This is a genomic window from Marinovum algicola (assembly GCF_900109145.1).
Lineage (GTDB): Bacteria > Pseudomonadota > Alphaproteobacteria > Rhodobacterales > Rhodobacteraceae > Marinovum > Marinovum algicola.
The window spans coordinates 146,297-159,131 of record NZ_FNYY01000009.1; the positions used below are offsets into that span (position 1 = coordinate 146,297).

General features: G+C 66.1%; 11 protein-coding genes. 5 read left to right on the forward strand and 6 right to left on the reverse strand.

Features of this window, described 5'->3' with window-relative positions; all coding sequences use genetic code 11:
* Positions 1-12: 12 nt before the first annotated feature.
* From BMW90_RS13890 to hutI, 5 genes are read right to left on the reverse strand one after another with little or no spacing between them, the layout of a single operon-like run.
* Positions 13-1,098: a TRAP transporter substrate-binding protein gene (locus BMW90_RS13890; RefSeq protein ID WP_074837133.1), complete on the reverse strand. Its 1,086-nt coding sequence runs from the start codon at positions 1,096-1,098 to the stop codon at positions 13-15.
* A 24-nt stretch (positions 1,099-1,122) separates the two neighbouring features.
* A complete protein-coding gene (gene hutU, locus BMW90_RS13895; RefSeq protein WP_074837134.1) occupies positions 1,123-2,793 on the reverse strand; it encodes a urocanate hydratase in 1,671 nt (556 codons plus the stop codon).
* A complete protein-coding gene (gene hutG, locus BMW90_RS13900; protein ID WP_074837135.1) occupies positions 2,790-3,590 on the reverse strand; it encodes an N-formylglutamate deformylase in 801 nt (266 codons plus the stop codon). The genes hutU and hutG overlap by 4 nt, the downstream gene beginning before the upstream one ends.
* Entirely contained in the window at positions 3,587-5,119 is a 1,533-nt protein-coding gene (gene hutH, locus BMW90_RS13905) for a histidine ammonia-lyase (RefSeq protein ID WP_074837136.1), read from the reverse strand. The genes hutG and hutH overlap by 4 nt, the downstream gene beginning before the upstream one ends.
* Positions 5,116-6,315 carry an imidazolonepropionase gene (gene hutI / locus BMW90_RS13910; RefSeq protein ID WP_074837137.1) on the reverse strand — a complete coding sequence of 400 codons (1,200 nt, stop codon included), beginning with the start codon at positions 6,313-6,315 and terminating at the stop codon, positions 5,116-5,118. Before hutI ends, hutH begins: the two co-directional genes overlap by 4 nt.
* Positions 6,316-6,385: 70 nt before the next feature.
* On the opposite strand from hutI, the gene BMW90_RS13915 reads away from it, so the two are divergent.
* The 3 genes from BMW90_RS13915 to BMW90_RS13925 all read left to right on the forward strand — a co-directional run bounded on the left by BMW90_RS13915 (position 6,386) and on the right by BMW90_RS13925 (position 9,540).
* The gene (locus BMW90_RS13915) at positions 6,386-7,750 is read left to right on the forward strand and encodes a formimidoylglutamate deiminase (protein ID WP_074837138.1); all 1,365 of its coding nucleotides are present in this window, start codon (positions 6,386-6,388) and stop codon (positions 7,748-7,750) included.
* The gene (locus BMW90_RS13920) at positions 7,747-8,448 is read left to right on the forward strand and encodes a GntR family transcriptional regulator (protein ID WP_048534956.1); all 702 of its coding nucleotides are present in this window, start codon (positions 7,747-7,749) and stop codon (positions 8,446-8,448) included. Before BMW90_RS13915 ends, BMW90_RS13920 begins: the two co-directional genes overlap by 4 nt.
* A 222-nt stretch (positions 8,449-8,670) precedes the next feature.
* Complete coding sequence (locus BMW90_RS13925; protein ID WP_048534954.1) at positions 8,671-9,540, forward strand: bifunctional allantoicase/(S)-ureidoglycine aminohydrolase; 870 nt, start codon at positions 8,671-8,673, stop codon at positions 9,538-9,540.
* A gap of 80 nt (positions 9,541-9,620) precedes the next feature.
* Here BMW90_RS13925 and bhcR read toward each other — a convergent pair whose 3' ends face one another.
* Positions 9,621-10,466 carry an HTH-type transcriptional regulator BhcR gene (gene bhcR, locus BMW90_RS13930; RefSeq protein ID WP_074837139.1) on the reverse strand — a complete coding sequence of 282 codons (846 nt, stop codon included), beginning with the start codon at positions 10,464-10,466 and terminating at the stop codon, positions 9,621-9,623.
* 169 nt (positions 10,467-10,635) lie between these two features.
* On the opposite strand from bhcR, the gene bhcA reads away from it, so the two are divergent.
* Both bhcA and bhcB read left to right on the forward strand, forming a co-directional pair.
* On the forward strand, positions 10,636-11,826 hold the full coding sequence (bhcA, locus tag BMW90_RS13935) for an L-aspartate--glyoxylate aminotransferase BhcA (protein WP_048534951.1): 1,191 nt from the start codon (positions 10,636-10,638) through the stop codon (positions 11,824-11,826).
* 11 nt (positions 11,827-11,837) lie between these two features.
* A complete protein-coding gene (gene bhcB, locus BMW90_RS13940; RefSeq protein WP_074837140.1) occupies positions 11,838-12,806 on the forward strand; it encodes a beta-hydroxyaspartate dehydratase BhcB in 969 nt (322 codons plus the stop codon).
* Positions 12,807-12,835: the final 29 nt, after the last annotated feature.

The following is a 12,835-nucleotide window of genomic DNA, read 5'->3' on the forward strand; positions in this document are numbered from 1 at the left end:
CGCGCCGCCGGATCAGTAACCCATCACCTGGGCGCGGGCGTTCATCTGACCGTTGTCGGCATAGCTCATGTAACCGCCGACGCTGTCGCGATAGGCAACAAAGCTCTCGGTGATGCGGCGCACCAGCTCGTCATCGTCCTCGCGCAACTCGTCGATCACCTCCTTCGCCGCCGCGCCCATGGCGTCGATCACGTCCTGCGGGAACATGCGGACCTGCACGCCATCCTCTTCGACCAGCTTCTTCAGCGAAGCCGCGTGCTTGGTGGTGTATTCGGTCCAGACCGGGTTGTAGAGGCTTTCGCAGGCCAGCGAGACCGCCTGTTTCAGATCCTCGGGCAGATTGCCGAAAACCTCGGCATTGACGCCGCATTCCTCGGCCGAAGAGGGTTCGCCGACGCCGGGCCAGTAGTAGTTCTTGGCCACCTGCTGGTAACCCAGCGCGCTGTCGGTCCAGGGGCCGATGAACTCGCCGGCATCGAGCGCCCCGGTCTGCAACGCCTGGAACATCGCCGGGCCGGACATGGCCTGTGCTGCCATGCCGATCTTTGCCGCCATTTCCGAGGCCAGGCCGGTGGTGCGGAACTTCATGCCCTTGAGGTCCTCGACCGAGGTGATCTCATCGCGGAACCAGCCGCCCCATTGCGGGCCGGAATTGCCGCAGAGGAAGGGCTTGATGCCGAAGCGGCCATACATCTCGTCATAAAGCGCCTGGCCGCCGCCGTGGTAGAGCCAGCCGAATTGTTCGTCGGCGCGCAGGCCGAAGGGTTGCGAGCCAAAGAGCAGGATGCCCTTGGATTTCGACCCCCAGTAGGCCGGCACCGCGTGGTAAAGCTCGGCGGTGCCTTCGCTGACCGCGTCGAAAACGCCGGGCCCCGGCACGATCTCGCCCGAAGCGTAAAGCTTGACCTCGATCCGCCCGCCCGAAAGCGTGGTGATCCGGTCGGCCAGCATCTGCGCCGCCACCCCGGGCCCGGGCAGGTTCTTGGGCCAGGCGGTAACCATCTTCCATTGCTGCACATCCTGCGCAATCGCCGGTGTCGCCAGCGGCGCGGCGGCCGCGCCAAGCGCGCCGGTGGTGAGAAATTTGCGTCTGTCCATTTTTTGTCTCCCTGTTGGATTGGATCAGTTCTTGAGAATGCCGGGCAAGTTCAGCCCGTGGTCGCGGGCACAATCGATGGCGATGTCATAACCGGCATCGGCGTGCCGCATCACGCCGGTCGCCGGGTCGTTCCACAGCACGTTGGCGATGCGGCGGTCGGCGTCCTCGGTGCCGTCGCAGCAGATCACCATGCCGGAGTGCTGCGAAAACCCCATGCCGACGCCGCCGCCATGGTGCAGCGAGACCCAGGTCGCGCCGGAGGCGGTGTTGAGCAGCGCGTTCAGCAGCGGCCAGTCGCTAACCGCATCCGAGCCGTCCTTCATCGCCTCGGTCTCGCGGTTGGGCGAGGCCACCGATCCGCTGTCGAGATGGTCGCGGCCGATCACCACCGGCGCCTTCAACTCACCGTTGCGCACCATTTCGTTGAAGGCCAGCCCCAGCTTGTGACGCACGCCGAGCCCGACCCAGCAGATCCGCGCCGGCAGCCCCTGAAAGCTGATCCGCTCGCGCGCCATGTCGAGCCAGTTGTGCAGATGCGGGTCATCGACCAGCTCTTTCACCTTGGCATCGGTCTTGTAGATATCTTCCGGATCGCCCGAGAGCGCGGCCCAGCGGAACGGCCCGATGCCACGACAGAACAGCGGCCGGATATAGGCCGGAACGAAGCCGGGGAAGGCAAAGGCGGTTTCAAGCCCCTCTTCCAGCGCCACCTGGCGGATGTTGTTGCCGTAGTCCAGCGTCGGCACGCCGGCGTTCCAGAAATCGACCATCGCGGCGACATGCACCTTCATCGAGGCGCGGGCGGCCTTTTCCACCGCCTTGGGATCGCTTTCCTGGGCCTCGCGCCACTCTGCCACGCTCCAGCCCTGCGGCAGATAGCCGTGGATCGGATCATGCGCCGAGGTTTGATCGGTGACCATATCGGGGCGCAGGCCGCGCTTGACCAGCTCGGGATAGACATCCGCCGCATTGCCGATCAGTGCCACCGATTTCGCCTCGCCCGCCTTGGTCCAGCGGTCGATCATCGCCAGCGCCTCATCGAGCGAATGGGTCTTTTCGTCGACATAGCGCGTGCGCAGGCGGAAATCGGCGCGGCTCTCGTCGCATTCCACCGCCAGACAGCAGGCGCCGGCCATCACCGCCGCCAGGGGCTGCGCGCCGCCCATGCCGCCAAGACCGGCGGTCAGGATCCAGCGGCCGGTGAGATCGCCATCGAAGTGCTGGCGGCCGGCCTCGACAAAGGTCTCGTAGGTGCCCTGCACGATGCCCTGCGACCCGATGTAGATCCAGGACCCGGCGGTCATCTGGCCGTACATGGCGAGGCCCTTCTTGTCCAATTCATTGAAATGATCCCAGTTGGCCCAATGCGGTACCAGGTTGGAATTGGCGATCAGCACCCGCGGCGCATCCTTGTGGGTGCGGAAGACGCCCACCGGCTTGCCGGATTGCACCAGCAGGGTCTGGTCCTCTTCCAACGCCTTCAGGCTGGCGACGATCAGGTCGAAATCCTCCCAGGTGCGCGCGGCCCGGCCGATACCGCCATAGACCACCAGCTCATGCGGGTTCTCGGCCACATCCGGGTGCAGGTTGTTCATCAGCATCCGCATCGGCGCCTCGGTCAGCCAGCTCTTGGCGCTGATCTCGGGGCCGGTGTCGGGAAAGACGTCGCGGATGTTGTGGCGGGGGTTGGTCATGCGGAGCCTCCAAGCTGCGGGGCCATGTCGGCCAGTCTTTGCAGGATACGGGTAAGAGGGGCGCGCAGGCGCGCGGCCTTGGCGCTGTCATAGCTCCAGGGCGCGTGCTCTGCGGTCAGATAGGTGGATTGCGCCAGTTCCATCTGGATGGCGTGAATTCCAGTCTCGGGCCGGCCATAGTGGCGGGTCGTCCAGCCCCCCTTGAACCGGCCGTTCACCACCGTGGAATAGCCTTCGGACGCGGCGCAGATCTCCTGCACGGCGGTCTCGATGTCGGGCGCGCAGGTGGTTCCATTGTTGGTGCCGATGTTGAAATCCGGCAGGGTGCCGTCGAACAGGAACGGGATCTGCGAGCGGATCGAATGGCAATCGTAGAGGATCGCAATGCCGTGCCGGGCGCGCACCCGCTCCAGCTCGGCCATCAGCGCCGCGTGATAAGGCGCGTGAAAGGCGGCGCGGCGGGCTTCGATCTCGCCGGCATCGGGCGGGCTGTCCCAGATTTCCTTGCCGTCGAAATCGGTGAGCGGCACGAGGCCGGTGGTGTTCTGGCCGGGATAGAGGCTCTGGCCCGAAGGGTCGCGGTTGGCGTCGATGACATAGCGATGAAAACTCGCGCGCACAGTGGTCACCCCGGGCAGCAGCCCTGCGTAGAGGTCGTGAATGTGCCAGTCGGTGTCTTCCAGGCCCCGGCCCCGATCGTTCAGCCGGGTGCGGATATCGCCAGGCAGCCAGGTGCCGGTGTGCGGCAGGCCAAGCACCACCGGGCCCTCGCCGCGGGAAATCTCGACCGGGGTCATGGCGCAAGCTCCGGCATCCTGATCTCTGCGGCGCGGCCGAGCGCCGCGCCCCGAACCAGTTCGGCCGCCCGTTCCAGATCGGGCGCCATGTAGCGATCTTCTGTCAGGCCCGGCACGCTCTCGCGCAGACAGGCCAGCACCTGCCGCAGCGGCGCGCTGGTGGAGAGCGGCGCGCGAAACTCGATGCCCTGGGCGGCACAGAGCAACTCGACGCCGAGGATGCGGTCGAGATTGGCCACCATCCGCCCCAGCCGCACCGCGCCATGGGCCGCCATGCTGACGTGATCCTCCTGATTGGCCGAGGTCGGGGTGGAATCGGTGACACAGGGGTTGGCGAGATGCTTGTTCTCGCTCATCAGCGCCGCCGTCGTCACCTCGGCGATCATCAGGCCCGAATTCAGCCCCGGGTCCGGGGTCAGGAAGGGCGGCAGGTCAAAGCTCAGCGTCGGGTCGACAATCAGCGCGATGCGGCGCTGCGCGATGGCGCCGATCTCGGCCAGGGCCAGCGCGATCATGTCGGCGGCAAAGCCTACCGGCTCGGCGTGGAAATTGCCGCCCGAGACAATCAGGTCGGCCCCCACCAGCACCAGCGGGTTGTCGGTGGCGGCATTGGCCTCGGTCTCCAGCGTGCGGCCGGCCATCCGCAGCAGGTCCATCGCCGCGCCGGTCACCTGCGGCTGGCAGCGGATGCAATAGGGATCCTGCACCCGGGTATCGCCCTCGCGGTGGCTTTCGCGAATTTCCGAGCCGTCGAGCAGCGCGCGCATGCAGGCCGCCGCCTCGATCTGGCCGGCATGGCCGCGCAGGGCGTGGATCTCGGGTTGCAAGGGCGCGGTCGACCCCATGATCGCATCGGTGGACATCGCCGAAGTGACAAGCGCCGCCTGCATCGCGCGCCAGCCGTCGAACAGCCCGGCCAATGCGAAAGCGGTCGAGAACTGCGTGCCGTTGATCAGCGCCAGCCCCTCCTTGGCGCCAAGCGCCACCGGTTCCAGCCCGGCCCGCCGCAGTGCCTCGGCGCCGGGCAGCGTTTCGCCTTCAAAGACCGCCTCGGCCTCGCCCATCATGACGGCGGCCATATGCGCCAGCGGCGCCAAATCGCCGGAGGCGCCGACCGAGCCCTGAACCGGGATCACCGGCGTCACGTCACGGGCCAGCATCGCTTCGAGGAGCGCGATCAATTCCATCCGCACGCCCGAGGCGCCCCGCCCCAGAGACAGCAACTTCAGCGCCATCATCAGCCGGGCATGGCGGCGCGGGATCGGATCGCCCACGCCGCAGCAATGCGACAGAATCAGGTTGCGTTGCAGCGTCGCGGTATCTTCGGGTGCGATCTTGACGCTGGCCAGCTTGCCGAAACCCGTGTTCACGCCATAGACCGCCGCGTCGCCGCTGGCGGCGGCATCGATCCGCGCGGCGGCCTCTTCGATGCCGGCGTGGCAGGCGGGATCGAGCCGCGCCGGGCTCTGGTCGTGATAGATGCGGGCCAGCGCGGCAAGCGTGGTGGTGCCGGGGGTGAGAGTGATCATGCCCGACCTCCATGGATCCGCCGGTAGAGCGGGTTGATGCCGATGCCATAGCTCAGCTCGGCCGGCGCCTCGACGTCCCAGAGCGCGAGGTCGGCGCGCATTCCGGGCGCGATCACACCGCAATCCTTGAGACCCAGCGCGCGGGCCGCATGGCAGGTGGTGCCGGCCAGCGCCTCGGCCGGGGTCAGGCCGAACAGGGTGCACCCCATGTTCATCGCCAGAAGCAACGAGCCCATCGGCGACGATCCCGGGTTCCAGTCGGTCGCCACCGCCATCGGCACACCCGCCGCGCGAAACGCCGCAACCGGCGGCTTTTGCGTTTCGTGCAAGGTGTAGAAGGCGCCGGGCAGAAGCACCGCGACGCTGCCCGCGGCCTTGAGCGCGCGCGCGTCTGCCTCGGTGGCGAATTCGACGTGATCGGCCGAGAGCGCGCCATGGCTGGCCGCCAGTGCGGTGCCGCCCATATTGCTCAGCTGCTCGGCATGCAGTTTCACCGGCAGACCCAGCGCCGCGGCCCGGTCAAAGACCCGGGCGATCTGGGTGGCGTCAAAGGCGATGCCCTCGCAGAACCCGTCCACCGCATCGACCAGCCCCGCCTCATGGGCGGCCTCGAGCGCCGGAATGCAGACCTCGTCGATATAGGCGTCGGCCGTCTTCCCTTTCGGCACCGCATGGGCGCCCAGAAACGAGGTGACGACGCGCAGCGGCCGTTGCGCGCCGACCGCCCGCGCCACCCGCAGCATCTTCAGCTCGGTCTCGATATCCAGCCCGTAGCCCGACTTGATCTCGACCGTGCCGACGCCCTCGGCGATCAGCGCATCAGCGCGGATCAGCGCGGCGTCCAGCAAGGTCTGTTCGTCCGCCGCTCGGGTCGCCGAGACGGTCGAGACAATCCCGCCGCCGGCCCGCGCGATCTCTTCGTAGCTGGCGCCCTGCAAACGCATCTCGAACTCGCGGGCGCGGTTTCCGCCGTGCACGATGTGGGTGTGACAATCGATCAGCGCCGGGGTCAGCAGCCGCCCGCCGCCATCGATTTCTTGTCCGCGCCACGCCGGATCGGCCTCCGCCATCGGGCCGACCCAGGCGATCCGGTCGCCCTCGATCCGCAGACCGGCCTGCCGGAGCAGGGAATACGCCCCATCCGCCCCGTCCATGCGTGCGACCGACACGTTGGTGATGAAGACCGGGTCTGACATAACATCTCCTTGCTTTGATGCCTACATAAAGCTAATATGTACGTACTTATTTTGTCAATGGAGATGACACATGCAGGAGATCCATGCGCGACAGGCACTTACGGCCGAGGGTTGGGTCGGCGACCTGCGCATCGCCATCGACAACGGCCGGATCGCGCGAATCTCCACCGGTCCGGCCGAGGGCCGCCGCTCGGTCGATCTGCTGCTGCCGGCGCCGGCGAACCTGCACAGCCATGCCTTTCAGCGGGCGATGGCCGGCCTGACCGAAACCCGCGGCCCCGACCCCAAGGACAGCTTCTGGACCTGGCGCAAGCTGATGTACCGTTTTCTCGACCGGCTGACGCCCGATCAAGTGCAGGCCATCGCGGCGCTGGTCTTTCTCGAGATGCAGGAGGCCGGCTACGGATCGGTGGCCGAGTTCCACTATCTGCATCACGACATCGGCGGCGCACCCTTTGCCAACCTGTCGGAAATGGCCGAACGGATCGCCGCCGCCGCGCAGGAAACCGGGATCGGGCTCACGCTCTTGCCGGTGCTCTACATGCAGGGCGGCTGTGACGGCCGCGCCCTGCAAGGCGGACAACGGCGGTTCGGCTGCGACATCGATCTCTTTGCCCGGCTGCATACCGAAAGCGCGGCGCGGATCGCCCGTGGCCCGGAAGATCACGCCATCGGCCTCGCGCCGCATTCGCTGCGCGCCGTGCCGCCCGCGGCGCTGGCGTCGGCGCGTGCCATCTCGCCCGAAGGCCCGCTTCACATGCATCTTGCCGAACAGCAGGCCGAGGTCGCCGAGGTCGAGGCCCATCTCGGCGCCCGGCCGGTGGACTGGCTGCTGCGCAACGCCGAGGTGACGCCGGATTGGTGCCTGATCCACTGCACCCAGATGAGCGATGACGAAACGGCCCGGCTGGCCGCCACCGGCGCCGTGGCCGGGCTCTGCCCGATCACGGAATCGAGCCTTGGCGACGGCATCTTCAACGGCAAGAGCTTTCAGCAGGCCGGCGGGCGCTTTGGCATCGGCTCGGATTCCAACATCCATATCGCGCTCTGGGAAGAGCTGGCGACGCTCGATTATTCACAACGCCTGCGTGACCACAGCCGCGCCGCCCTGGCCACCCCGGAGCAATCGACGGGGCGGGTGCTCTTTGACACCGTTGCCCGCGCCGGCGCCCAGGCGGCAGGCCGGCAGGCGGGGCGCATCGAGACCGGGCAATTTGCCGATCTGATGGCCATATCCACCGACAACGAATTCCTGTGCAATCGCAGCGGCGACGCGGTGCTCGACAGCCTGATCTTTACCGGCCGTGGCCGCGCCTGTGTCACCGATGTCTGGAGCGCCGGCCGCCACATGGTACAAGACGGTCGCCACATCCATCGCGACCGGATAGTACGGGCGTTCCTCGACGTGATGGACCAGCTTGGACAAGAGATATGACACCGCCGACCCGCCTGTCCTGGAAAGACGTGCGCGACGAGATCCACAAGGCGATCCTGTCGGGCCGCTACGGCCCCGGCGACCGGCTGCCCCGCGACGCCGATATCGCCGAAGAGATGAACTGCGCCCGGTCGACCGTGCAGCGCGCGATGCAGGATCTCTCTGACAGCGGGCTGGTCGATCGCCGCCGCAAGGGCGGCACAAGGGTGCGCGCCGAGCCGGTGACCCGCGCCACGCTCGACATTCCGATCACCCGCCGCGAAGTCGAACAGCGGGGCGGGCGCTATGGCTATCAGCTGATCCGCCGGGTCGAGGAGACCGCGCCGCACAGCGTTCTGGCGACCTTCGAGCTCACCACCCCGCAGCCGATGCAGCGGATCGAAGCGCTGCATTTCTCCGATGGCCGGCCCTATATCCTCGAAGACCGCTGGGTCTGCCCGGAAACGGTGCCGGAGATCCGCGATCTCGACCTCACCAGCCAGAGCGCGAACGAATGGCTGGTGCTTAACAAGCCCTACAGCCGCTGCGACATGCGTTTCTTTGCCATAACCGCCGAACCGCAGATGGCCGAGCTGCTGGAAACCGAGGTTGGCGCCGCGCTTTTGGTGATCGAACGGACCACCTGGATCGAGACCGCGCCGATCACGACGGTCAAGGCGATCACCGCGCCGGGCTACCGGCTCCTGACCACCAGCTGAACGCCGCGCGCCTCTGGGTCTGCGTCCCTTTCGGGTCTTGCCGCGCGCAGGGTCGACGGCGCGCCCTGCCCTGGCCATATAACCGGACTACCAAGAATTGCCGGGAAGGTATTTCCGGACTTTCAAAATTCCTGATAAAGAGTTGTCGCAGCTTTGCGGGTGGCCGGAATGGCCGTTCAGACGCATAGTCGGGCAAACGCCACGCCGGCTTCAGGAGCGCTCATGACCGCGAAATACTATGCCCCCCACGGCGGCCACCCCGGCCAGGACCAACTGCTGACCGACCGTGCCGTCTTTACCGATGCCTATGCCGTCATCCCGAAAGGAACGATGCGCGACATCGTCACCAGTTTTCTGCCGTTCTGGAACGACACCCGGCTCTGGGTGATTTCCCGCCCCCTGAGCGGCTTTGCCGAAACCTTTTCGCAATACATCATGGAAGTGCAGCCCGGCGGCGGCTCGGACCGACCGGAAACCGACCCCGGCGCCGAGGGCGTGCTGTTTGTCGTCGAAGGCACCGCAAGCCTGACGGTGCAGGGCGAAACCCATGAGATGACCCCGGGCGGCTATGCCTATCTGCCACCCTCGACCGATTGGACCCTGTACAACCGGGGCAAGGAGACCCTGCGCTTTCACTGGGTGCGCAAGGCCTATGAGGCGGTCGAGGGCCTCGATCTGCCCGATGTGCTGATCCTGAACGAAAACGACATCGCGCCGACAGAGATGCCCGGCACCGACGGCAAATGGGCTACCACGCGCTTTGTCGACCCGAACGACCTGCGTCACGACATGCATGTCACCGTGGTGACCTTCGAGCCCGGCGCGGTGATCCCCTTCCTGGAAACCCATGTCATGGAACACGGGCTCTATGTGCTGGAAGGCAAGGCAGTCTATCGCCTCAACAACGACTGGGTCGAGGTCGAGGCCGGCGATTACATGTGGCTGCGCGCCTTCTGCCCGCAGGCCTGTTATGCCGGCGGCCCCGGCAAGTTCCGCTACCTGCTCTACAAGGACGTCAACCGCCACATGGCGCTGCGCCCGGCCCACGCCGGCCTTGCCTGCGGCCACCGGGTGCGCCAGGCCGCCGAATAGCCGCAGTCTGACCTCCGCGCCGTGACCGCGCGGCCGGAGCCAACGGCCGAGGCCCCGGGCCAAGCCCGGGGCGCGCCGCCTCACACCTCGCGCATTATCCCGCCGATGGCATGGGTCAGATCCCGCGCCGCCGCGATCACCGGGCGGCTCAAGCGGTCGACCTCTGCCATGCTGACGCGGCTTGTCGGGCCCGAGACCGAGATCCCCGCGATCGCCTCGCCGTTCAGATCGAACACCGGGGCGGCGATACAGCGCATGCCGGCATTCTTTTCCTCATTGTCGATGGAAAAGCCCCGGGCCCGCACTTTCCGCAGATCCGCCCGCAGCGCCTCCCGGTCAGTGATCGTGTGATCGGTGAACACCTCCAGCCGGGTCGCGGCCAGAAAACGGCCCAGCCGCGCATCGTCCATCTGCGCCAGAAGCACCTTGCCGATGCCCGAGGAATGCATCGGCGACAAGGTGCCCGGCGGAAAGAAGGCGCGGATGCTGGCATGGGTTTCGACCTGGCTGAGAAACAGCACCGCGCCTTCCTGCTCGATCCCGAGATTGGCGGTCTCGCCGGTGTCCTCCATCAGACGCCGCAGGTACGGCCTGGCCCGGTCGACAAGGCTGGTGCGTCGCAGAAACCGCGCGCCGATCACATAGGCGCGGGGCCCGATGTGCCAAGTCTGATCCTCGGCGTCGAATTCCACCAGCCCCCGGCCTTCCAGCGTCACCAGAATCCGGTAAACCGTGGCCGGCGCCTGCCGCGTTTCGCTGGCCAGAGCGGTCAGCGACCTGCCCTGCGCCGCGCTGAGATATTCGAACACCTCCATCGCCCGATCCAGCGATTTGATGGTGTTCTGCGCGGTCTTGTCTTCCCAGCCCCGCGGCCGGCCCCGGGCCCGCCGCGGGCCTCGTTTTCCGCCATTGTCTTGAGAATCCATAAGAACCATCTGCTTTCCAGTGAAAGATAAATTCACTATATGAAAAATACAACTCATTGGCAATCATGGTATTTTTCGAAACCGGGGCATTCCGAAAGCCGATTTCAAAATAATGTCGCCCGCCGTCGTCGTCATTTAAGGTGCAGACAACGACGGAAGGAGACCCCCCATGAGCTTTCAAAACCCTGTTTTCATCCCGGGTCCGACGAACATCCCGGAAAACCTGCGCAAGGCCTGCGACATGCCGACGATCGACCATAGATCGCCGCTCTTCGGCCAGATCCTGCACCCGGCCCGCGAGGGTGTACGCAAGGTTCTGAAAAGCGACAGCGCCGAGGTCTTCATCTTCCCCTCGACCGGCACCGGCGGCTGGGAAACCGCGCTGACCAACTGTCTCTCGGCCGGTGACAAGGTGCTCTCGGCGCGCAACGGCATGTTCTCGCACCGCTGGATCGACATGTGCCAGCGCCACGGGCTGGACGTCCAGATCGTCGAGACCCCCTGGGGTGAAGGCCTGCCGGCGGATCGCTTCGAAGAGATCCTGACCGCCGACACCAACCACGAGATCAAGGCCGTTCTGGCGACCCACAACGAGACCGCCACCGGGGTCAAATCCGACATCGCCGCAGTGCGCAAGGCACTGGACGCCGCCGGCCACCCGGCACTGATGTTCGTCGACGGCGTGTCCTCGATCGGGTCGATGGATTTCCGGTTTGACGAATGGGGCGTCGACGTGGCGGTTGCCGGCTCGCAGAAGGGCTTCATGCTGATGGCCGGCCTCGCCATCGTCGGCTTCAGCGAAAAGGCGATGGCAGCCACCCAGACCGCGACACTGCCGCGCACCTTCTTTGACGTGCATGACATGAAGAAAGGCTATGCCAACAGCGCCTATCCCTACACCCCCGCCGTCGGCATGTTGAACGGTCTGAACCAGGCCTGCACCATGCTGCTGGACGAAGGTCTCGAGAACGTCTTTGCCCGGCATCACCGCATCGCCGAAGGCGTGCGCGCCGCCGTGGGCGCCTGGGGGCTGGAGCTCTGCGCCGCCTCGCCGGACCTCTATTCCGACACGGTCAGCGCGATCCGCACGCCGGAAGGCTTCAACGCCACCGACATCGTGTCGCACGCCGCCAGCAAATACGGCGTCGCCTTTGGCGTCGGTCTGGGCGAGGTCGCGGGCAAGGTGTTCCGCATCGGCCACCTCGGCTCGCTCACCGACGTGATGACCCTGTCGGGCCTCGCCACGGCGGAAATGTGCATGGCCGATCTCGGCCTCGACATCACGCTGGGCTCGGGCGTTGCCGCCGCGCAGGAATACTATCGCGGGCATGCCGTCGCGGCCCGGAAATCCGCAGCCTGAGGACCCGTCTCATGAAGGATACACCGATGTATATCCCCACCTACGACGACATGCTGGCCGCGCATGAGCGCATCAAGCCGCATATCCGCAAGACGCCGGTCCGCACCTCGGACTACCTCAACGAGCTTGCCGGGTGCCAGCTGTTCTTCAAATGCGAAAACTTCCAGGAGCCGGGGGCCTTCAAGGTCCGCGGCGCCTCCAACGCGGTGTTCGGGCTGGATGACGCACAGGCGAAACTGGGCGTCGCGACGCATTCCTCGGGCAACCATGCCTCCTGCCTCAGCTATGCGGCTATGAAGCGCGGCATCCCCTGCAACGTGGTCATGCCGCGTACCGCGCCGCAGGCCAAGAAGGACACCGTGCGGCGATACGGCGGCAAGATCACCGAATGCGAACCCTCGACAAGTTCGCGCGAAGTGACCTTTGCCGAGGTACAGGCGAAAACCGGCGGCGATTTCGTGCATCCCTACAACGATCCCCGGGTGATCGCCGGGCAGGGCACCTGTGCCAAGGAATTCGTCGAACAGGTCGACGGGCTGGATTTTGCCGTGGCCCCGATCGGTGGCGGCGGCATGATCTCGGGCACCTGCCTGACGCTTTCGACGCTGGCGCCCGAAACGAAAATCATCGCCGCCGAGCCGGAACAGGCCGACGATGCCTATCGCAGTTTCAAGGCCGGGCACATCATTGCAGATGACGCGCCCAAGACCGTGGCCGACGGGCTGCTGGTGCCGCTCAAGGATCTGACCTGGCACTTCGTGTCGAACCATGTCTCCGAGATCTTCACCGCTTCCGAGCAGGAGATCGTCGACGCGATGAAGCTGGTCTGGAAACACCTGCGTGTGGTGATGGAGCCGTCCTCCGCCGTGCCGCTGGCCACCATCCTGAAAAACAAGGAGCACTTCGCGGGCAAGCGCGTCGGCGTGATCGTCACCGGTGGCAACGTCGACCTCGACAAGTTGCCGTGGATGGTGGGTTGAAGACCCGCCTTACCCGGATTTCCGTAGGC

Coding starts and splice junctions, on each gene's coding strand:
- BMW90_RS13890 (WP_074837133.1), bottom strand. CDS start 1,098: ATGGACAGACGCAAATTTCTCACCACCGGCGCGCTTGGCGCGGCCGCC.
- hutU (WP_074837134.1), bottom strand. CDS start 2,793: ATGACCAACCCCCGCCACAACATCCGCGACGTCTTTCCCGACACCGGC.
- hutG (WP_074837135.1), bottom strand. CDS start 3,590: ATGACCCCGGTCGAGATTTCCCGCGGCGAGGGCCCGGTGGTGCTTGGC.
- hutH (WP_074837136.1), bottom strand. CDS start 5,119: ATGATCACTCTCACCCCCGGCACCACCACGCTTGCCGCGCTGGCCCGC.
- hutI (WP_074837137.1), bottom strand. CDS start 6,315: ATGTCAGACCCGGTCTTCATCACCAACGTGTCGGTCGCACGCATGGAC.
- BMW90_RS13915 (WP_074837138.1), top strand. CDS start 6,386: ATGCAGGAGATCCATGCGCGACAGGCACTTACGGCCGAGGGTTGGGTC.
- BMW90_RS13920 (WP_048534956.1), top strand. CDS start 7,747: ATGACACCGCCGACCCGCCTGTCCTGGAAAGACGTGCGCGACGAGATC.
- BMW90_RS13925 (WP_048534954.1), top strand. CDS start 8,671: ATGACCGCGAAATACTATGCCCCCCACGGCGGCCACCCCGGCCAGGAC.
- bhcR (WP_074837139.1), bottom strand. CDS start 10,466: ATGGATTCTCAAGACAATGGCGGAAAACGAGGCCCGCGGCGGGCCCGG.
- bhcA (WP_048534951.1), top strand. CDS start 10,636: ATGAGCTTTCAAAACCCTGTTTTCATCCCGGGTCCGACGAACATCCCG.
- bhcB (WP_074837140.1), top strand. CDS start 11,838: ATGAAGGATACACCGATGTATATCCCCACCTACGACGACATGCTGGCC.